The organism is Pseudomonas sp. Pme6b, assembly GCF_058129925.1.
On record NZ_CM176704.1, the window covers coordinates 5,357,478 to 5,376,824 of the forward strand.

General features: G+C 59.7%; 19 protein-coding genes. 5 read left to right on the forward strand and 14 right to left on the reverse strand.

Going from position 1 to position 19,347, the window contains the following annotated elements:
• Nucleotides 1-54: 54 nt before the first annotated feature.
• The 3 genes from AC4ANE_RS24435 to AC4ANE_RS24445 all read right to left on the reverse strand — a co-directional run bounded on the left by AC4ANE_RS24435 (nt 55) and on the right by AC4ANE_RS24445 (nt 2,140).
• Nucleotides 55-1,227: a cellulase family glycosylhydrolase gene (locus tag AC4ANE_RS24435; protein WP_002551911.1), complete on the reverse strand. Its 1,173-nt coding sequence runs from the start codon at nt 1,225-1,227 to the stop codon at nt 55-57.
• A 2-nt stretch (nt 1,228-1,229) separates the two neighbouring features.
• The gene (locus AC4ANE_RS24440; RefSeq protein WP_031597867.1) at nt 1,230-1,424 is read right to left on the reverse strand and encodes a Com family DNA-binding transcriptional regulator; all 195 of its coding nucleotides are present in this window, start codon (nt 1,422-1,424) and stop codon (nt 1,230-1,232) included.
• A gap of 272 nt (nt 1,425-1,696) precedes the next feature.
• Complete coding sequence (locus AC4ANE_RS24445) at nt 1,697-2,140, reverse strand: hypothetical protein (protein WP_002551910.1); 444 nt, start codon at nt 2,138-2,140, stop codon at nt 1,697-1,699.
• A gap of 189 nt (nt 2,141-2,329) precedes the next feature.
• Here AC4ANE_RS24445 and AC4ANE_RS24450 point away from each other — a divergent pair, with 189 nt between their 5' ends.
• The 4 genes from AC4ANE_RS24450 to estP all read left to right on the forward strand — a co-directional run bounded on the left by AC4ANE_RS24450 (nt 2,330) and on the right by estP (nt 5,734).
• Nucleotides 2,330-2,941, forward strand: coding sequence for a LexA family protein (locus AC4ANE_RS24450; RefSeq protein WP_031597869.1), 612 nt, complete (start codon nt 2,330-2,332; stop codon nt 2,939-2,941).
• Nucleotides 2,942-3,093: 152 nt separating this feature from the next.
• Complete coding sequence (locus AC4ANE_RS24455) at nt 3,094-3,342, forward strand: DUF1654 domain-containing protein (protein WP_002551908.1); 249 nt, start codon at nt 3,094-3,096, stop codon at nt 3,340-3,342.
• Between the two features lie 121 nt (nt 3,343-3,463).
• Nucleotides 3,464-3,706, forward strand: coding sequence for a pyocin activator PrtN family protein (locus tag AC4ANE_RS24460; protein WP_031597872.1), 243 nt, complete (start codon nt 3,464-3,466; stop codon nt 3,704-3,706).
• Nucleotides 3,707-3,811: 105 nt separating this feature from the next.
• Nucleotides 3,812-5,734 (forward strand): esterase EstP, encoded by a 1,923-nt coding sequence (estP, locus tag AC4ANE_RS24465; protein WP_031597874.1) that lies wholly within the window; start codon nt 3,812-3,814, stop codon nt 5,732-5,734.
• Nucleotides 5,735-6,250: 516 nt separating this feature from the next.
• Here the strand turns inward: estP and trpE are convergent.
• From trpE to AC4ANE_RS24510, 9 genes are all read right to left on the reverse strand, one after another.
• Nucleotides 6,251-7,732 carry an anthranilate synthase component I gene (gene trpE, locus AC4ANE_RS24470; protein ID WP_002551905.1) on the reverse strand — a complete coding sequence of 494 codons (1,482 nt, stop codon included), beginning with the start codon at nt 7,730-7,732 and terminating at the stop codon, nt 6,251-6,253.
• 69 nt (nt 7,733-7,801) lie between these two features.
• Nucleotides 7,802-8,620, reverse strand: coding sequence for a phosphoglycolate phosphatase (locus tag AC4ANE_RS24475; protein ID WP_002551904.1), 819 nt, complete (start codon nt 8,618-8,620; stop codon nt 7,802-7,804).
• Nucleotides 8,617-9,291: a ribulose-phosphate 3-epimerase gene (rpe, locus tag AC4ANE_RS24480; protein ID WP_002551903.1), complete on the reverse strand. Its 675-nt coding sequence runs from the start codon at nt 9,289-9,291 to the stop codon at nt 8,617-8,619. Before rpe ends, AC4ANE_RS24475 begins: the two co-directional genes overlap by 4 nt.
• 126 nt (nt 9,292-9,417) lie before the next feature.
• Entirely contained in the window at nt 9,418-10,239 is an 822-nt protein-coding gene (locus AC4ANE_RS24485; protein WP_002551902.1) for an ABC transporter permease, read from the reverse strand.
• Nucleotides 10,240-10,250: 11 nt separating this feature from the next.
• Nucleotides 10,251-11,498: an ABC transporter permease gene (locus AC4ANE_RS24490; RefSeq protein WP_002551901.1), complete on the reverse strand. Its 1,248-nt coding sequence runs from the start codon at nt 11,496-11,498 to the stop codon at nt 10,251-10,253.
• Between the two features lie 77 nt (nt 11,499-11,575).
• Nucleotides 11,576-12,610 (reverse strand): polyamine ABC transporter substrate-binding protein, encoded by a 1,035-nt coding sequence (locus tag AC4ANE_RS24495; RefSeq protein ID WP_002551900.1) that lies wholly within the window; start codon nt 12,608-12,610, stop codon nt 11,576-11,578.
• 82 nt (nt 12,611-12,692) lie between these two features.
• Nucleotides 12,693-13,817 carry an ABC transporter ATP-binding protein gene (locus AC4ANE_RS24500; RefSeq protein WP_002551899.1) on the reverse strand — a complete coding sequence of 375 codons (1,125 nt, stop codon included), beginning with the start codon at nt 13,815-13,817 and terminating at the stop codon, nt 12,693-12,695.
• 315 nt (nt 13,818-14,132) lie between these two features.
• Nucleotides 14,133-14,762: a response regulator gene (locus tag AC4ANE_RS24505; protein ID WP_002551898.1), complete on the reverse strand. Its 630-nt coding sequence runs from the start codon at nt 14,760-14,762 to the stop codon at nt 14,133-14,135.
• Nucleotides 14,759-16,807, reverse strand: coding sequence for a sensor histidine kinase (locus tag AC4ANE_RS24510; protein WP_460408560.1), 2,049 nt, complete (start codon nt 16,805-16,807; stop codon nt 14,759-14,761). The genes AC4ANE_RS24505 and AC4ANE_RS24510 overlap by 4 nt, the downstream gene beginning before the upstream one ends.
• Before the next feature lie 78 nt (nt 16,808-16,885).
• Here AC4ANE_RS24510 and AC4ANE_RS24515 point away from each other — a divergent pair, with 78 nt between their 5' ends.
• The gene (locus AC4ANE_RS24515; RefSeq protein WP_002551896.1) at nt 16,886-17,872 is read left to right on the forward strand and encodes an alpha/beta hydrolase family protein; all 987 of its coding nucleotides are present in this window, start codon (nt 16,886-16,888) and stop codon (nt 17,870-17,872) included.
• Nucleotides 17,873-17,904: 32 nt separating this feature from the next.
• Here the strand turns inward: AC4ANE_RS24515 and AC4ANE_RS24520 are convergent, their stop codons facing one another.
• Nucleotides 17,905-18,672, reverse strand: coding sequence for a TerB family tellurite resistance protein (locus AC4ANE_RS24520; protein WP_460408561.1), 768 nt, complete (start codon nt 18,670-18,672; stop codon nt 17,905-17,907).
• Nucleotides 18,673-19,344, reverse strand: coding sequence for an N-acetylmuramate alpha-1-phosphate uridylyltransferase MurU (gene murU / locus AC4ANE_RS24525; RefSeq protein ID WP_002551894.1), 672 nt, complete (start codon nt 19,342-19,344; stop codon nt 18,673-18,675).
• Nucleotides 19,345-19,347: the final 3 nt, after the last annotated feature.

The window sequence follows — 19,347 nt, forward strand, 5'->3', positions numbered from 1 at the left end:
GAGCCCCTTGATGCGGGGCTCCGTTGTTGGGTCAGAACGGAATGACTTGCACCGTCATGCCTGTGCATAACCCCACAGGGCAATGCGCTCGGCAAAGTATGGTGTGACCAGTGCGACGGTCTCCGCCTGATTGCTGGCCTCCAGGCTCATCTTTTCGCCATCGGTGCCTGGCCCTGTGACCCACAGTGTCACTGGCACTTTTTCCGCCTTCGCTTTATCGAGCAGGTTTTTCAGCGCGGTGCGACCGGCAGCCGTTGGCGGAATCCCTGTTTCGCCGATAAATGCGGCCATTTTGTTGGTCTTGGCATAGGTCAGAAACGGACCCACGATTTCATCGCGCAGAACGGTCGGCGAGATCAGGTCGTTGTTATTGGCGTAGGCACCGCTGGAGCTTTTATCGTAATCGCCGTAAGCATGGGCTTCCCAGACAATTGCATTGGCCGGGTCGACGATCTTCGACTGAAGGTTGGCAGAGACGGTGGCCCAGTTTCTGGCGCTTGCAAACTCAAGCCCACAAATGAACACCGGCTTTTTCGAGCTGTTGCGCAACGCCTGCAGCACGGTATTCATCGTGCTGATGTACAGTGCCTCAAGAGCAGGGAACGTAATGTAGTCCTTGGCACCCACCGTAGTATTCGAATACGGCTCGTTACCCAACCCCCAGCCCAGCACCATTGGATCGTCGCATTCGGTGACCAGCTTCTGGTGAAAGTTGGCCAGGTGAACGGCGCTCCAGAAAGTGCCGTTGACACCGTTCCCATCCTTGATCAATACCGACTCGGTTGCCTTCCAGCCGTTCTGATTACCGGCCTCCGCGGCAGGAAGAATGCGCCCGGTCAGGTTCCCGTTTGCATCGGTTTCGTAGCGATTCAAACGCATGTAGTGGTGCGGATCAGGAATGATTCTGGCCTCGCCATTAGAGTCTTCACGAATCCAGCCAAGCATTTCTTTCCAGCGCTTCACGAAGTCGGTATTCAGGTTCGCCCCTTGACCTGGCAGGCCGTCCAGAGTCGACAGCTGAATAGCGCGCTGAAGTTCGAACGGGAAACGGATCAGACGCACGCCCCGGTTCTTGACCCAGGTAGTGATGGTTCCACGATTGGGCCACTGATAATGAGTCCCTGCCTCGCCAGGCACGATCTGCCCGGCGTTAGCCACTGAACCCAGGTTGATACCTACCAGCGGAATATTCTTGAGCTGGCTGACAGCAGAACTGCTATTGGACATGATTAATACCTCTGGTTAGCACCGCGAGGCAGCAACGACGCTGCTGTACCTCTGTCGCTCAACGACGATAACTCGAGGCTCGCGGCCTTCACATGATTCAACGTTCCGCAGCGGGAACATTTGATCTGGAGCTCTGTGTACTCACCCATGCGGGCCAGCAGCTTCTTGCACTGCCCGCATCGAAAGTCCTTCAACATTTGCACTGGCCTCCGTGTGCCTGACCCAATGAAAAACCCCGCCGAGGCGGGGTTTGAGATGGGTCGCGAGTGACCGGTTGTGGCTGTTGTTCAGCCTGTTTCCGGCTGCTGCCCTGAGGCGCAAATCGCATATCGTGGGACCTTTTTACCCCCCTCCGGAAAGGCTGGGAAGGGGCAGTTTCGGGGTGGGTCGAGTTTGACCGGAGTTCAACACGAGTTCGGCCACAGCTGTGCAATCGACCCGGATAAACGGCGTGAAACCGTGTCTTCATTTACCCTTGCGCAGCCTTGTCGGCGACGGCGTTGTTGCTTCTGGAAGCGCTGCGCTCAGCGAGAATTGCCAGCACTTGCTGGTGAAGCTTGTTGATCCAGTTGCGATAGGTGCGGTCTGCGCCTTCATTGATGCCCACCAGACGCATCTGCTCGCGCACCGGCAACGACTCGACATAACGCAATGTCGCCAGTTGGGCCAGTTCAGGCCCGCGGCTCTTTGCAGGGCTGCGCGAAAGCTGCGCCACAGCCGCCTCGACTTCGCTGCTTATATAGTCCAGGCCGCTGCCATTACCCACCAGTGCGCGCGAGCCGGGTGTGCGACGCGGAATGTACGCGCCCCATTCCATGATCCCGGCCATCGGGCTGCTCAGTCCGCCGCCCAGGCCAATGCGCATGCGCTGTTCCCCCCAATGCTGCATTACGGCTTCTATTTTCTCGATCATCGTGTCTCTCCTGTAGGACCTTTCTGAAACGCTGCGCAGCGTCTTTCGCTGCGCAGAACCAAGGCCTTAAAATACATTCTGTATTTTTATGACACAACGAAGCATTACATTATGTATATTGCTCAACACCCTACAGCCTGTATGATTCGACGCATGAACAGAAAATGGTATGAAGTCGCAAGACAGGTCATGGAAACCCAGCAGATCAGCCAGGAAGAGATGGCTGAGCGGATGGGCGTGACGCCCGGCGCGGTAGGGCATTGGCTGAATGGCAAGCGTGAGCCGAAGATCGAGGTCATCAATCGGTTCCTGACCGAGCTCGGCCTGCCGATTCTCACCACCTCCATTCCGGCCAGCGAGCCCGGCATGCACAACGTGGAGCCCACGGTGCAGCCCTCGCGTTTCTATCGCTATCCGGTCATCAGCTGGGTAGAGGCCGGTGGCTGGAGTGAAGCCGTCGAGCCCTACCCTGCCGGCTATTCGGACACCTTCGAGATCAGCGACTATAAAGCCAAGGGCAGAGCCTTCTGGCTGGTGGTCCGTGGCGATTCGATGACCGCACCCGCAGGCCAGAGCATTCCTGAAGGCATGTTGATTCTGGTCGACACCGGAGTCGAGCCCACTGCCGGCAAGCTGGTGATCGCCAAACTGCCGGAAAGTAACGAGGCCACGTTCAAAAAACTGGTCGAAGACGCCGGACGCTACTTTCTCAAGCCGCTGAACCCCGCCTACCCGACCCTTGCGGTGACCGAGGAGTGCAAACTGATCGGTGTCATCAGGCAGATGACGATGCGTCTCTGACCCGGCATGCCACGTCCAAGCCCCGAGAACCGGGGCTTTTTCATGCGCCACTGTTTCGTCCCGGGCAGGTGTCCGTGTAGGAAACATTTGTAGCTTGCGTGAGAAACACCCCTCAATTACTGTATGCACATACAGTAAAAAGGAGTTCACTCATGCTCAAGCAGTTCCCCGACACCTCGCAACATGACGCTTACCTGGCCTTGGCACAGCGCATTCAGGACGCTATCACCAGTGACAAGGCGCAGATCGAGCATCAGGTCCTGCTGATCAGGGAGCCTGGCGAATCGGTGGCTCACTGGGAGCGCATCATGGATCAGATCAGCGAGGCCGAAGGTATCAGCGTCACCCGCAACCCTGAAAACGGCACTGCTCGCGTGTCCTGGTACATTGATTCCCTGTGAGACGAACAATACAAATCGTATTTAAAATACAAACTGTATTGTCACGACGCGCTACATATCGTATTGTTTGTCTGCACCCCATCTCGGGAGTCCTCACATGCAAACCACAGGGAGTCATGGAATGAACGAAATACTGGATCAACTTCGCAAAGAATTCGCCACGCCGTGCCCTTCGCTGAGCGCCGTCAGAGAGCGTTATTTTTCGCACCTGTCGAGCGACAGAAATCTGCTGCGCAAGATCAACGCAGGACGCATCGACTTGAAGGTCAGCCGCACAGGCGGCAGTCGTCAGGGTCACCCCTTCGTGTACCTGCATGACCTGGCCAACTATCTGAGCGCCATCGTGACCAACAGGGCTGCCTGAGGTCAAAAAAGCACCGCCGCAGCGCGATAATGTTCATCAAACTTTGCAGCCATGAAAAATCTTGCTACGTTTCCGGTACAAAACAAAAACAATCGGGATCCGTTCATGACCAAGACATCGAGGCGCTGGCCCTTCGCGGCCTGCCTGTTATCGGTTGCCTGCGGCACCGCTGCTGCCGCGCCCTATTCGACCATGGTGGTGTTCGGTGACAGTCTGGCCGATGCCGGGCAGTTTCCGGATACCGCAGGGCCCAGGGGCTCTACGCTAAGGTTCACCAATCGTGTCGGCCCCACGTATCAGGACGGCAGCGGTGAAGTGTTCAATCTGAACTCATCGACGCTGATTGGCAGAATGCTCGGTGTTCCGGCAGGAGATCTGGCGGCCTCCACGTCGCCAGTCAATGCTGCGCTGGGTGCCCCGGATGGCAATAACTGGGCAGTCGGCGGCTATCGGACCGACCAGATTCTTGAGTCGATCAACTCGCAATCCACCGTTGTCGACCCGAACACCGGCACACTGCTGCGCAGCCGGACCGGCTACCTGCCCGCAAACGGTTTTCGCGCCGACCCCAATGCGCTTTATTACCTGACCGGAGGCGGCAACGACTTCCTGCAGGGTCGCGTGGTGAGTGCCAGCAGCGCAGCGCAAGCCGCCAATCAGCTGGCTGACAGCGCGCAAGCCCTGCAACAGGCCGGTGCGCGCTACATCATGGTCTGGTTGCTGCCGGATATCGGTAAAACGCCAGCCTTGAGCGGTTCGCCACTGGCTTCGGCAACTTCCGCACTCAGCACGGGCTTCAATCAGCAGCTGGTCAGCCGACTGGCGCAGATCAATGCCCAGATCATTCCACTGAATGTTCCATTGCTGATCAATGAAGTCCTCGCTGAACCGGCACGCTTCGGGTTCGATCCCAACGAGAACCTGGTCAGTACCTGCTTCAGCGGCAATAGCTGCCGGGAAAGCACCACCAACGGCAGGTCCAGTGCGACGCCGAATCCGAACCGGCTGTTCTTCAACGATCGCGTGCACCCGACCGAGGCCGGACAGAGGTTGCTGGCCGACTACGCCTACTCGCTGCTTTCGGCCCCTTGGGAAGTCTCCCTGCTGCCGGAAATGGCCAATGGCACGCTGCGGATGCATCAGGACGAGATTCGCGCGCAGTGGCTGAGCGACTGGGGCAACTGGCAAGGTGTCGGCCAGTGGCAGAGCGTGCTTGCGGCGGGTGGTCAGAAAATGGACTTCGACGCGCAGGACAGCTCGGCCGATGCTGATGGAAGAGGCTACAACCTGACCATAGGCGGCAGCTACCGATTTGCCGAAAACTGGCGCACTGGCGTTGTTGCCGGAGCGTATCGGCAGAATCTTGAGGCAGGCCCCAGGGACTCGGACTACAAACTCAACAGCTACATCGCCACCGCGTTTCTGCAGTATCAGGCCAACCATTGGTGGGGTGATCTGGCGGTTTCAGGCGGCAAGCTGGACTACGAAAATGCCGAGCGCAAGTTCGCACTGGGGGTCAGCGAGGGTCAGGAAAAAGGCGATACCGACGGTGAGATGTGGGCGGCCAGCGGTCGAGTCGGCTTCGACATCGCGGGGGCTTCCAGCCGCTGGCATCTGTCGCCTTTTGTCAGCGCCGACTACGCGCACATCGATGTCGATGGCTACTCGGAAAAAGGTGATCGCTCGACGGCACTGACCTTCAGCGACCAGACCCGCAAGTCGCGGCGTGCAGGCGTGGGTGTGCAGGGCAAGTTCCAGGTGACACCGAGCACACAGGTATGGGGAGAAGTTGCCCATGAACGGGAGTTCGAGACCGATCAGCAGAACGTGACCATGGCGCTCAACAGCGTCCAGTCAGTGGGTTTCACGCTGGAAGGTTACACACCGCAACGCGACCTGAATCGGGCAACGCTGGGCGTCAGCCAGAAGCTGACCCAAGACCTGACACTGCGCGGCAACTACAACTGGCGCAAGAACGACGACGTGACCCAGCAAGGCGTGAATGTTGCGTTGAGTATGAGTTTCTAGAGAGTCCGCCGGGCAGCCTCACTATCGTGCGTGGCGCTTTTTCAGGGTTTCACTATCGTGCGACGCTCCGCGTCGCATGCCTTTCTGGACGCTCTGCGTCCTATCCTGAGAACTGCGGCGCGGCGCAAATCTGTGACGCGGAGCGTCACCCAAGGCATTCCCACGCTGGAGCTTGAGGAACGATGATCCAACGATAATCTCGGCCATCGTGCGACGCTCCGCGTCGCATGCCGTTCTGGACGCTCCGCGTCCTCTCCTGAGAACTGCGGCGCTGTACAAATCTGTGACGCGGAGCGTCACCCAAGGCATTCCCACGCTGGAGCGTGAGGAACGATGATCTCGGCTATCGTGCGACGCTCCGCGTCGCATGCCGTTCTGGACGCTCCGCGTCCTCTCCTGAGAACTGCGGCGCGGTGCAAATCTGTGACGCGGAGCGTCACCCAAGGCATTCCCACGCTGGAGCGTGAGGAACGATAGCTCTCTAATTACCGTTCATTACCAGAGCAGCAAGCCTGCTCAACCCTCGGCAGTCTGCGAGGCCAGGGCCACGGCGCGGAACATGGCGCGGCGTTTGTTCAGGGTTTCTTCCCATTCCAGCACTGGCACGGAGTCGGCAACAATGCCGCCACCGGCCTGTACATGCAGTTCGCCGTTCTTGATAACCGCAGTACGAATCGCGATAGCCGTGTCCATGTTGCCATTCCAGGCCATATACCCCACGGCGCCGCCATAGACACCGCGCTTGACCGGCTCCAGCTCATCGATGATTTCCATGGCGCGAATTTTCGGCGCACCGGACAACGTGCCAGCCGGCAGAATCGCCCGCAGTGCGTCCATTGCCGTCAGCCCGTTTTTCAATTGACCGGTGACGTTGGAAACAATGTGCATCACGTTGGAATAACGCTCGATAACCATCTTCTCGGTCAGTTTGACCGTACCGATCTCGGACACCCGCCCAACGTCATTACGGCCCAGATCGATGAGCATCAGGTGCTCGGCGATTTCCTTGTGATCGGACAGCAGGTCTTCTTCCAGCGCAAGATCGGCCTCTTCGGTGGCACCGCGAGGGCGAGTACCGGCGATTGGACGCACCGTAATCAGGTTGTCCTCGACCCTTACCAGCACTTCCGGCGAACTGCCGACGACATGGAAGTCGCCGAAGTTGAAGAAGTACATGTAAGGCGTCGGGTTGAAGCAGCGCAGCGCCCGATACAGATCGATGGGCGCGGCCTTGAAATCGATGGACATGCGTTGCGACGGCACAACCTGCATGACGTCACCCGCGAGGATGTACTGCTTGATCGTGTCGACCGCAGCCTCGTAATCGCCCTGAGTAAAGCTGGAGCGAAACACCGGGTCGGCAGCCGGAGGCCGGTCCAGGTCCAGACCGCGACGCGGAGTGATCGGCTGACGCAGCTTGTGCATCAGTTCATCAAGCTGCGCGACGCCACGTGCGTAGGCATCCTGCTGCGCCGGATCGACCAGCACGATGGCGTGCATCTTGCCCGCCAGGTTGTCGAACACCACGACCGCGTCAGAAACCATCAACAGGATATCCGGCACGCCCAGCGGGTCAGGGTTCGGGCAGTTGGCCAGACGCTTCTCGACATAACGCACACAGTCGTAGCCAAAGTAGCCCACCAGCCCGCCGTTGAAGCGTGGCAGCCCGGCAATCGTCGGTACGTTGTAGCGCGCCTTGAAGGTCTCTACGAAGTCCAGCGGGTCTTCGACATCCAGGCTTTCGATCTCGACGCCATCGTGGGTCACGCTGACGTGATGGCCATGAACGCGCATCACGGTGCGGCATGGCAGGCCGATGATCGAATAGCGCCCCCACTTCTCGCCGCCCTGAACCGACTCCAGCAAGTAGGAGTTGGGCTGATCGGCAAGCTTGAGGTAGATCGACAGCGGCGTATCGAAGTCGGCCAGGGTTTCGCGGGCAAGCGGGATGCGGTTGTAGCCTTCGGCGGCCAAACGCAGGAATTCTTCACGGTTCATGAGCAACCTCGTGGTTTGAGGAAAAACGGTCAGTCAGGCAAACGTGCCGGCAGGCCGGCCAGGATCAAGTCAGGCGCGCCAACGCCAGCGGGCCAGGGCCTTGATGACTTTCATCCAGAGCTTGCGAGTGACCACCACGATGGATTCTCTTGGGGAGGGACGTTTGATGTCGGGCAACAGTATCTCAGCGTCCATGTCCAGGCAACCGGGAATCAGTTTGCGCAGATCATCGATGACCATCGCCGGGTTTTCCTCGGCAATCGGCCGCCCATGGTTGTAGCCATAGCTCAGCGCGACGCAGGCCACACCGGCCGCCTTGGCAGCCTGTACATCACTGCGCGAATCGCCAACGAACAGCGCTTGCGAGGCAGGCACACCCGCCATTTTCATTACAAAAAACAGCGCGGCAGGGTCAGGTTTTTTCTGCGGCATGGTGTCGCCACCGATGATCCAGCGAAAGAAACGCCCCAGTTTCATCTCATCCAGCAGCGGCGCGACAAAGCGCTCCGGTTTGTTGGTGATGAGGGCCATTTCGACGCCCATCTTCTGCAGCCATTTCAGGGTTTCACGCACGCCGGGGTAGACCACGGTGAACTCGTGCTTCTGAGCGTAGGCACGCATGAAGATCTCCAGACCCTGCTCAGCCAGTTCATCATCGACGCCACTGTGGTCGAGGTGGTTGGCCAGCGCGCGGCGTACCAGCACCGGTGCGCCATTGCCGACCCAGGCGCGGACCGACTCAAGCCCGGCTATTGGCCGGCCAAGTTCAGCCAGCATGGTATCCACCGCTACTGCCAGATCAGGGACCGAGTCCACCAGGGTCCCGTCCAGGTCGAACATGATCAGCTTGGGCAACTTGCCTGCAAATAGCTGCTCAAAGCCGCTCATGCGCGGGATGCTGCCAGTTCTGCACGCATTTTCTCGATCACTTCCCGGTAGTCCGGTGCGTTGAAAATGGCCGAACCGGCAACGAAGGTATCAGCACCTGCCGCTGCGATCTCACGGATGTTGTTGACGTTTACGCCACCGTCGATTTCCAGACGGATGTCACGGCCCGACTCATCGATCAACGCCCGCGCTTCGCGCAGCTTGTTGAGCGTACCGGGAATGAACTTCTGCCCGCCGAAACCCGGATTGACGCTCATGAGCAGGATCATGTCGACCTTATCCATCACGTACTCCAGCAGGTTCAGCGGAGTTGCCGGGTTGAACACCAGCCCCGCCTTGCAGCCGCCTTCACGGATCAGTTGCAACGAACGATCAATGTGCTGGGTCGCTTCCGGGTGAAAGGTAATGTAGGTGGCACCGGCCTCGATGAAATCACCGATGATGCGATCCACCGGGCTGACCATCAAATGCACATCGATCGGTGCAGTAACGCCATATTTGCGCAACGCGCTGCACACCATCGGACCAATGGTCAGGTTCGGGACGTAATGATTGTCCATCACGTCGAAGTGAACGAAGTCGGCGCCGCTGGACAGCACATTGTCGACTTCCTCACCCAGACGGGCGAAGTCAGCGGAAAGAATCGATGGGGCAATAACGAAGGGCTGCATGACGCACCTGTTTGAGCAGAATCACGGTGCGCGGATTGTACGCCAAGCTTCGCCTGGAGCGGTAAGCCTCAAGCTGCACGCCAATGGATTCGCCTTGGCTGGCAGCTTGAAACTTGCGGCGCCCGGTTATTGAGCCGTTCGGAGTTTTTCACTGCGCCCGCGTAACCACTCCAGTACCAGCAGCAACAGCACGGAGAAGCCGATCAGCAAGGTCGCGGCGGCAGCGATGGTCGGGCTGAGGTTTTCGCGAATGCCGCTGAACATCTGCCGAGGCAAGGTCGCCTGCTCCGGCCCGGCGAGGAACAGCGTCACCACCACTTCGTCGAACGAGGTCGCGAAGGCGAACAGCGCACCGGAAATCACCCCTGGCGCAATCAACGGCAGGGTCACACGACGGAATGCAGTCAGCGGCGATGCGCCGAGGCTGGCGGCAGCGCGTACCAGATTGTGGTTGAAACCCTGCAAAGTGGCCGACACGGTAATGATCACGAACGGCACGCCCAGTACCGCGTGGACCAGAATCAGCGAAGTGTAGCTATTGCCCAGGCCCAGTGGCGCGAAAAACAGGTAACTGGCGACACCGACGATAACCACTGGCACCACCATCGGCGAAATCACCAGCGCCATGACCAGCGCCTTGCCGGGAAAGTTGCCACGGGTCAGGCCGATCGCCGCCAGCGTGCCGAAGCCCATCGCCAACAACGTAGCGGCCGGGGCAACGATCATGCTGTTCTTCAGTGCGCGCATCCACTCGGCGGAGTTGAAGAAGTCCTGATACCACTGCAACGAGAACCCTTGCAGCGGATAGACCAGAAAGCTGCCTGAATTGAACGACAACGGCACGATGACCAGCACCGGTAACACGAGAAAGAGCAGCACCAGCGCACAGATGATGCGCAGGGCGTAATACCAGATGCGTTCGATCGGCGATGTGTAGGGGTTCAACATGGTGACACTCCTCAGCTCAGACGCAGGCGGCTGGCGCCGACCAGCCAGCTATAAATCAGGTACAGCACGATGGTCGCCAACAGCAGTAACCCGCCGAGCGCGGTGGCCATGCCCCAGTTGATGCTGGTGTTGGTATAGAAGGCGACGAAGTAACTGACCATCTGGTCGTTCGGACTGCCCAGCAAGGCCGGGGTGATGTAGTAGCCGATCGACAGAATGAACACCAGCAGGCAGCCGGCGCCGATCCCGGCGTAAGTCTGCGGGAAGTACACGCGCCAGAAGCTCGCAAACGGGTGGCAGCCCAGCGAAATCGCAGCGCGCATGTAGGTCGGGGAGATGTTCTTCATCACGCTGTAGATCGGCAGGATCATGAACGGCAGCATGATGTGCACCATCGAGATGTACACGCCGACGCGGTTGAAGACCAGTTCCAGCGGCTTGTCGATAATGCCCATCGCCAGCAACGCGCTGTTGATCAGACCGCTCGACTGCAACAACACGATCCAGGCAGCCACACGTACCAGAATCGAGGTCCAGAACGGCAATAGCACCAGAATCATCAGCAGGTTGCTCTGCCGCGCAGGCAGGCTGGCCAGCAGGTAAGCCAGCGGATAAGCCAGCACCAGACAGATCGCGGTAATCACCAGGCCCATCCAGAAGGTACGGGCGAAGATATCCAGATAGATCGCCTGGTCCGGGGTCGCCGGGGCGACTTCGCCGAGATCGTCGATACGATGGTCTACCGCCGCCAGCAGGTAATACGGGGTAATGCTGCTGGTATTGCGGCGTACCGCCTGCCAATAGGCCGGGTCACCCCAGCGCTCGTCCAGCCCTTCAAGCGCTTCTTTATAAGAGGCCGGCTCAGTCTTGAACGGCAGCGCGCGGGCGGTCTTGCTCAGCAGGCTGCGATAACCGGCCAGTTCCATGTTCAAACGCTTGGACAGATCGCCCAGCGTGGAATTCTTGCGTGTTTCGGCCAGGTCCAGGCTCATTGCCTTGTAGACCGACTCGGGCGGCAGCCCTTTTCCATCCCACTTTTGCACGTCGACCACAGTGGTCGGCAGTGCAGTCACAACTTCCGGGTTGCCAACACTCTTGTAGAGCAGCGCGGCGATGGGCACCAGAAACACCAACAACAGGAAAATCACCAGCGGAGCGATCAATGCCTGAGCCTTCCAGCGGTTGACCCGCTCCGCGCGAGCGAGACGTTGCTTCAAGTTAGGGCTGGCGCCTTCAGTCAGGGGCACGGCGATGGCCATAGCGAACTCCGGAATCTTTCAACGAGAGGGCGCTCCCTACAGCAGAGAGCGCCCGGATCTGACGTGATGCAGCCTGTTTACTTGGCAGCCCAGGCAGTGAAACGCTGCTCAAGGGATTCGCCGTTGTCGGTCCAGAACGCTACGTCCATCTGCACCTGATCCTTGATGTTCTCAGGCGTGGTCGGCATGTTCTGCAGGGTTTCCTTGTCCAGCAGCTTGACCGCCTGGGTATTGGCCGGGCCGTAGGCGATATTCTGCGAATAGGTCTTCTGCTGCTCGGGGCTCAGCATGTAGGCGATGAACTTCTTCGCGGCATCGGCGTTTTTCGAGCCCTTCGGGATGGCCCAGGCATCGAAGTCATATACGCCACCGGTCCACACGACCTTGAGGTTGCTTTCCTTCTGCACAGCAGCGATCCGGCCGTTGTAGGCCGAGCTCATCACCACGTCGCCGGAAGCGAGGTACTGCGGCGGCTGTGCGCCTGCTTCCCACCACTGAATGTTTGGCTTGAGTTCATCGAGCTTCTTGAACGCGCGGTCCTGGCCGTCTTTGCTGGCCAGCACTTTATAAACGTCTTTCGGCGCAACGCCGTCAGCCATCAGGGCGAATTCCAGGGTGTACTTGGCGCCTTTACGCAGACCGCGCTTGCCTGGGAATTTCTTGGTGTCCCAGAAATCGGCCCAGCCGTTTGGAGCTGTGGCGACCTTGTCGGCGTTGTAGGCCAGCACGGTGGACCAGACGAAGAAACCGGCACCGCAGGTGGTGATGGCGCCAGGCACGAAATCAGCGGCATTGCCCAGTTGTTTCGGGTCCAGCTCCTCAAACATGTCCTCATCGCAACCACGGGCCAGTTCCGGCGATTCGACTTCTACCAGGTCCCAGGAAACGCTCTTGGTGTCGACCATGGTTTTGACCTTGGCCATTTCACCGTTGTATTCACCGGCGATGATCTTGCCGTTACCGGCCTTTTCCCACGGCGCGTAGAACGCCTTTTCCTGAGCGGCCTTGTTGGCACCGCCAAAGGAGATGACGGTCAGGTCGGTGGCAGCCATGGCCTGCGCGGCGCACATCAGGCCCAACGTGATGGCGGTGAACTTCAAAGACTTCAACATAGGTTCTTTTCTCCACGAGCAGTGTTGGTAAGCGATTGGGATGGGCGATCAGGTCGCCTCTGTTATTGCTTTTATCGGTAGATCAATGCACTTGCTTCAAGGGGTCGAGCGCGCGAACGTGCTCGACTTGCCAGCCGATGGGCACCACGTCGCCCACACTCAGGCCGGGGTCCAGTTCGGCAATCGGCTGTTTGACGAAGAAGTCGTTCTTGCCGGCTACCTCCAGACGCACGCGAACGTGGTCGCCCAGGTAGATGAACTCGGCCACGCGGCCGGAAAAACGGTTTGCACAATTCTCGCTGCGACCATTGAGGTTGATGCGCTCAGGGCGGATAGACAGGGTCACCGGGCCGCCAGGCTGGCCGACGTTGATCGCCAGCGCATGCACTTTTTCGCCGCGCTCAAGCTCGACGACACAGCGGTCGCCATCCTGACTGACCAGACGTCCATTGAGGCGGTTGTTCTCACCGATGAAGTTGGCCACGAAGGTGTTCTTCGGCTCTTCGTACAGGCTGCGGGGCGGTGCGATCTGCTGGATCTCGCCCTGATGGAAGACGGCTACCCGGTCGGACATGGTCAGGGCTTCGCCCTGGTCGTGGGTCACGTAGACCACGGTCACACCCAGACGCTGATGCAGGTGCTTGATCTCCATCTGCATGTGCTCGCGCAGCTGTTTGTCGAGCGCGCCGAGCGGTTCGTCCATCAGCACCAGTTGCGGTTCGAACACCAGCGCACGCGCCAGCGCCACACGCTGCTGCTGGCCACCGGACAACTGCGCCGGGTAACGATGTGCAAAGGTGTCCAGCTGGACCATGCCCAGCGCCTTTTTCACTTTCTCGCCAACATCGGTCTTGCTCATGCCACGCACCGACAACGGGAACGCCAGGTTCTCGGCCACCGTCATGTGTGGAAACAATGCGTAGTTCTGGAACACCATGCCGATATCGCGCTTGTGCGGCGGCACATTGTTGATAGCGCGCCCGCCGAGAAGAATTTCGCCGGCAGTCGGGGTTTCGAAACCGGCCAGCATCATCAGGCTGGTGGTCTTGCCCGAGCCGGACGGACCGAGCAGCGTCAGGAACTCACCCTTGCGAATATCCAGGTTAAGGTCTTTGACGATCAGTGCTTCGCCGTCGTAGCTCTTCTGCACACCACGAAAGCTGACCAGAACATCATTTGCTCCAGCGCTTGTATCGACGTCGCTCATTACCCACACCTTTGTTTTGTCTGCGTGGGCTCAAGCCTAGAGCAGCCTGAATGCCCCGCAAATCGGCAGCCGGGAGAGAATCGCCTAGGCTGGCTGGAAGGCCAGGGGTAGGGATTGCCCTACAGAGATGGCGCGATTGAGTATGTGAGTGAGCCTGATCGTTGCGCACGCCCCAGCGTGGGAATGCAGTGCGTGACGCTCTGCGTCACAAAAGAGGACGCGGAGCGTCCAGAACGGCATGCCGACGCGGAGCGTCGCACGATAGTTGTGAGTAAGGCACCGACCCGACACTCAGCTGGAGTGTCGTTTTCAGACTCAGAGCAGTTTGTGCTCCATCGCGTATTTGACGAGATCGGCCAGTGAGCTGAGTTTCATTTTCTGCATCAGCCGCGCCTTGTGGGTACTGATGGTTTTGCTGCTCAGTGCCAGTTGCTGGGCGATGTCGTTAACGTTGGCGCCCTGCGCCAAGCGCTCGAACACCGAGAACTCGCGCTCCGACAACAATGAGTGCAAAGGCCGGCTATCGGTCAGGCCCACTTCAAAGACCATGCGGTCGGCGAGGTCCGGGTCGATATAGCGCCCGCCTGCCGCTACCCGACGAATTGCCGTCAGCAGCAGCGCCGGGTCGCTGTCCTTGGTGGCATAACCTGCGGCGCCGACTTTCAGCGCACGTGCCGCCATCTGTGCTTCATTGTGCATCGACAGCACCAGAATGGCGGGCGGACTGGCCAGTGCGCGAATTCGCGGAATCGCCTCAAGACCATTGACGCCGGGCATGGAGATATCCAGCAACACCACTTCGCAGGCCACATGACGCAAGGTTTCGAGCAGCTGCTCGCCATTGCTGGCCTCACCGACCACTTGCAGGTCTCTGGCCAGACCAATCAACTGCTTGATCCCTTCACGCACGATGGTGTGGTCTTCGGCTACCAAAACACGAATCACTGGCTTCGCTCCTGTGCGACGGGGTCCAACGGGATGTAGGCGCGCAAGGTTGTGCCCTCACCGGCATCGCTGTCCAGCTCCAGTCTGCCGCCGAGCATCAGCACCCGCTCGCGCATCCCGACCAGACCGAATGAAACCACCCTGCCCGACTCGACGACAAACCCCTGCCCGTCATCGGCGATGCTCATGCACATCATGCCATCCTGCAACGTCAGGCTGATTTCCACCGTGTGCGCCTGGGCGTGGCGCATGACGTTGGTCAGCGCTTCCTGGAGAATCCGGAACATGCCAGTGGCTCTGGCATCGCTAAGCACCGGGAGGTTGTCCGGCACCTGCACCAGGCAAGGGATTTGCGTGCGCGCCTCGAAACGGCGTGCCTGCCACTCGATGGCCGACGCAATGCCGGCGTCGAGAATCGGTGGCCGCAATGCCGTGGCAACATCACGCACCAGTTGAAACAGCTGAGCGATGAGACGCTTCATGCTGTCCAGTCGCTCACCAAGGCCGGGGTCCAGGTCAGCATAGGCCAGTTCGCACATTGATGTTTCCAGCTTCAGCACCGTCAGCATCTGCCCCAGCTCGTCATGCACCTCGCGAGCAATACGCGCCTTCTCTTCTTCACGCACGCTTTCCAGATGCGCTGATAATTCACGTAACTGATCATGCGCACAGCGTCGTTCGCTGGCGTCGCTGAGAAACACCACCAGGTATTCCGCCTCGTGAAAGCGCAGGAAGCTCAACGAGACATCGGCAGGCAGAAGACTGCCATCAGCGCGCAGACAATGGGCCTCGAACACCTGCGGGCTGTCTTCGCGGGAACGCGCGTTTTTCCACAGGTTGAGCCAGCGGTCCATGTGCAGACCGGGCTCGAAATCAATCAACGGGCGCTCGACCACCTGTCCCGGCGCGTAGCCGAGCATGGATTCCGCCGCCCGGTTGGCGTAACGCACACGACTGTCCCAATTGACCCAAAGGATGCCGACAGTGCTCTGGTCGATGGAGAATTGCGCCAGACGCAGCGCCTCCTCCCCCTCGACGCGACGGGCGAGTTCTTCTCGCGCGCAAAGCAACTCCTGCTCCTGCGCCTGCTGCTGGCGACGCTGCCAGACCACGATGGCGAAACAGGCCAGCAACATTACCAGCAGCAGAATGCACAGGTTTTTCCAGAGCTTGGTCGACTCGATGAAATGCGATGGGGTGAGTGGCATCCAGCGCGCGTGCAGTTGCTCCAGCTCTTTGGCAGGAATCGCGCGCAACGCTTCGCTGACAATGGCGGCCAGCTCCGGCATGTCACGGCGTGAAGCCACGCGCAACAATTGCGGCAGCCCGATATCCCCCACTATCGCAAGCCCGGCAAACTCCGGCTCGCGGAGCAAACGGCTGAGCTGCGCCTCGTCCACCACGGCATACCGTGCCTGCTGACTGAGTAACAATTGCAGCGCCTGACGCTCCAGCGGCACGCCTTGCAGGTTCAGGTGCGGAAAGTTGCTGCGCAGGTAATCGGCGGCAGGGCCTGGCATGCGTACAGCAACCCGCGAAAAGCTGTCGAGTTTCTCGAGGTCCACGGCAGTGCTGCCATCGCGTTCGCCGATCAACAGTTGCGAAACACGCAGATACGGATCGGAAAACAACCACAGACGCAGGCCCGCCGGGGTCTGCATCAAGCCAGGCGCAACATCGATTTCACCATTGGCCAAGGCCTTCTCAAGCGCCGCCTGATCAGGAAAGTTTCGCCACAGCAACTCGACCGGCAGCGTCGAAGCCAGCGCATTCATCAGGTCAACATTGGCTCCGGACAACTGCTGCAAACGCTGATCGAACTGGGCGTAAGGCGCGCGCAGTACCAGGCCAATCCGCAACGGGCCATGCTGATCGAGCCAGCTACGCTGTGCTGAACTCAACTGCGCAGGTTCAGGCGTTTGTGGCTCGTCGGCCTGCGTATTCGCCATCTGAACCATCAAGAGCAAAGCCAGGCAGCCGATAAAGCCGGTGCGCAGAAGACCAATCATCAATGTGTCGCTCTCGTGTGTTCGTATGACGGCCATATGCCGCGCAGGCTCAGGCCTGACAAAAGCCGATCAACCCATTAGGCTGCCGGGATAGTTTCTGGCTTGGAATATCCGATGTCCTACACCTTTCGCGCAACGTTTCCTGCATTGTTTCTGTCATTGGTCCTGCCTTGCGCATTGCCTGTGCTCGCAGCCGATCCGGCCCCGGCCAAGGACGCGGCTGCCGAAGCGCCGGTAGAACGGGCACCGCTGCTCAGCCGCTCGCAGGAAGACGCGATAGCGCTGGAGCGTCAATTGCCTCGCGAGGATCAGCAGCAACTTCAGGCGGGTGACGAAAGCTTTCTCGCGCTCTGGAAGCCTGCAAACAGTGACGAGCCCCAGGGCGCGGTGATCATTGTGCCTGGCGACGCCGAGTCACCGGACTGGCCGGATGCCGTCGGCCCGCTGCGCAGAAAATTTCCGGATGTCGGCTGGTCAAGCCTGAGCATCACCCTGCCGGATGCGATAGACAACAGCCTGGTGCCACGCGAGCCCGACGCCGCCTCGACCGACGCGAACGCTGCCAAACCCAAGGAATCCCCCAAGGACGCCAGTGCGAAAGCGCAAGACCCGGCAGCTGAAGCCGAGGCTCTGGCTGCCGCAGCAACCGCAAAGGCAGCTGCCGACGAGGAACTCAACAAGGCTCAGGCCGAGCGCATCTTCGCGCGGATCGAAAGCGCGATCAGCTTTGCGCAGCAGAACAAGGCTCGCAGCATCGTATTGATCGGCAATAGCAGCGGTGCCTATTGGGCAGCCAGATTCCTCAATGAACGCACATCGCCTGCCGTGCAAAAGCTGGTGATGCTTGCTGCGCGCGAGCCGGTCAATGCTGCGCCTTCGCTGCTGGACATGGTGCCTCAGCTGAAAATAAAGACCGCCGACTTCATCTACAAAAACTCGCCGGACCAGGCCGCCAAAGCACGTCTGCAGGCCAGCAAACGCGCCAAAGGCCCCGGTTTTACGCAGATTGGTCTGATCAATATCGTGGGCAATGAAGATACCGAGCAAGAACAACTGTTCCGCAGGGTTCGTGGCTGGATAGACGCCAAGGAAGAAAAATAAGCTTCACCCCGAGCGCCCGACGCACAGCAGGCTCAGTTGAACCCGCGTCGGGCCTTTACCACCCGATAGGCGTTATGCAGCTGGCTGGTCTTGTCGGCAGCCACCCGCACTTGCTGAGGGTTGGCACCCGAACCGGCAACCTTGTCAGGATGATGCCGACTGAGCAGCCGACGGTAGGCGCGCTTGATGCTTAAAGGATCGGTGTCCGGTTTTATTCCCAGAAGCGTCATCGCGCTTTTGTAGTCATCACCACTACTGACCGGCGAACGCTTCATCGGGTCGTGATCGGCAGCCAGCGCTTCGACTTGTGGGCCTGTCCAACCCAGCCACATGCCCCATACCCCGATCAACTCACGCTCGACCCGGGAAGCCTTGCCATCCGCCCAGGCCATGCGCCAGCAGGCACACAACAACTCCTCGGCGGTGTCCGGCTGCCCGTGCAGACCGCGCAAATAACTGCGCAGGCCGTCGGCACCGTCACGACCGCGTTTGAAGGCGTTGATGGCGCGCAACTGATCCGCCTCGTTCAGGTTCAGACGGCGCATTTCGGTACGGGCCTGATTAATATGACTGGCCAGGACACGTCCGTCACTCTTGGCCAGACGGCCCAGCAACACAAACAGCAGCCCATCGGCGGGTATCGCCGCCCGCCCTCCCAGACGCTCGCGCAGGTGCGCCCAGCTCTGCAGCTTCAGGCGCCGGTCCAGCGCCTGCCCCAATAGAGCACCCAGCATTGCGCCCGGGATGCTGGCAATTGCATAGCCGACACCCGCGCCGATCAACGTGCCAGGCCAAAGCATTCAGCGGGTCTCCGCAAGCAACTGCTCGACTTCAGCCAGACGCTCGTGCGTGCCGACATCGACCCACCGCCCTCTGTGGTGCTCTCCCGTTACCAGGCCTTGATGCATGGCCTCACGCAACAACGGCGCAAGCTTGAACGCACCGGGCTCACAGTTGGCAAACAACTGTGGATGCAGGATAGCGATACCGCTGTAGGTGAGCCGCTGACCTGCCGAATCGTCATCGCGTACCTGACCGTCGACCAACGAGAAATCGCCAGTGGGGTGATGTGCCGGGTTATCGACCAGCACCAGATGCGCGAGACCGGCTAGCGGCACGCGCAAAGCGCTGAAGTCATAGTCCGTCCAGATATCCCCATTGATCACCACAAACGGCTCAACGCCCAGCAATGGCAAGGCCCGATGAATCCCGCCGCCTGTTTCCAGCGGCTGGCCTTCGGGAGAATAACGGATGCTCAGGTCGAAACGCTGACCGTCGCCCAGATAATCCTCGATCTGCTGCCCCAGCCAGGCATGGTTGATGACCAGCTGGTGAAACCCGGCTGCGCGCAAGGCGTTCAGGTGGTACTCGATCAACGGCATCCCCCCGGCACGCACCAACGGTTTGGGCGTGTGCAGGGTCAACGGGCGCATTCGCTCGCCTTTACCGGCGGCGAGAATCATGGCTTTCATGCA

What these genes read in the sequence shown, in the direction of transcription:
- AC4ANE_RS24435 (WP_002551911.1), bottom strand. Translation starts at nt 1,227, where the DNA reads ATGTCCAATAGCAGTTCTGCTGTCAGCCAGCTCAAGAATATTCCGCTG.
- rpe (WP_002551903.1), bottom strand. Translation starts at nt 9,291, where the DNA reads ATGCAGCCCTTCGTTATTGCCCCATCGATTCTTTCCGCTGACTTCGCC.
- AC4ANE_RS24455 (WP_002551908.1), top strand. Translation starts at nt 3,094, where the DNA reads ATGCTCAAGCAGTTCCCCGACACCTCGCAACATGACGCTTACCTGGCC.
- murU (WP_002551894.1), bottom strand. Translation starts at nt 19,344, where the DNA reads ATGAAAGCCATGATTCTCGCCGCCGGTAAAGGCGAGCGAATGCGCCCG.
- estP (WP_031597874.1), top strand. Translation starts at nt 3,812, where the DNA reads ATGACCAAGACATCGAGGCGCTGGCCCTTCGCGGCCTGCCTGTTATCG.
- AC4ANE_RS24440 (WP_031597867.1), bottom strand. Translation starts at nt 1,424, where the DNA reads ATGTTGAAGGACTTTCGATGCGGGCAGTGCAAGAAGCTGCTGGCCCGC.
- trpE (WP_002551905.1), bottom strand. Translation starts at nt 7,732, where the DNA reads ATGAACCGTGAAGAATTCCTGCGTTTGGCCGCCGAAGGCTACAACCGC.
- AC4ANE_RS24495 (WP_002551900.1), bottom strand. Translation starts at nt 12,610, where the DNA reads ATGTTGAAGTCTTTGAAGTTCACCGCCATCACGTTGGGCCTGATGTGC.
- AC4ANE_RS24515 (WP_002551896.1), top strand. Translation starts at nt 16,886, where the DNA reads ATGTCCTACACCTTTCGCGCAACGTTTCCTGCATTGTTTCTGTCATTG.
- AC4ANE_RS24445 (WP_002551910.1), bottom strand. Translation starts at nt 2,140, where the DNA reads ATGATCGAGAAAATAGAAGCCGTAATGCAGCATTGGGGGGAACAGCGC.
- AC4ANE_RS24490 (WP_002551901.1), bottom strand. Translation starts at nt 11,498, where the DNA reads ATGGCCATCGCCGTGCCCCTGACTGAAGGCGCCAGCCCTAACTTGAAG.
- AC4ANE_RS24510 (WP_460408560.1), bottom strand. Translation starts at nt 16,807, where the DNA reads ATGGCCGTCATACGAACACACGAGAGCGACACATTGATGATTGGTCTT.
- AC4ANE_RS24485 (WP_002551902.1), bottom strand. Translation starts at nt 10,239, where the DNA reads ATGTTGAACCCCTACACATCGCCGATCGAACGCATCTGGTATTACGCC.
- AC4ANE_RS24500 (WP_002551899.1), bottom strand. Translation starts at nt 13,817, where the DNA reads ATGAGCGACGTCGATACAAGCGCTGGAGCAAATGATGTTCTGGTCAGC.
- AC4ANE_RS24520 (WP_460408561.1), bottom strand. Translation starts at nt 18,672, where the DNA reads ATGCTTTGGCCTGGCACGTTGATCGGCGCGGGTGTCGGCTATGCAATT.
- AC4ANE_RS24450 (WP_031597869.1), top strand. Translation starts at nt 2,330, where the DNA reads ATGGAAACCCAGCAGATCAGCCAGGAAGAGATGGCTGAGCGGATGGGC.
- AC4ANE_RS24475 (WP_002551904.1), bottom strand. Translation starts at nt 8,620, where the DNA reads ATGAGCGGCTTTGAGCAGCTATTTGCAGGCAAGTTGCCCAAGCTGATC.
- AC4ANE_RS24460 (WP_031597872.1), top strand. Translation starts at nt 3,464, where the DNA reads ATGAACGAAATACTGGATCAACTTCGCAAAGAATTCGCCACGCCGTGC.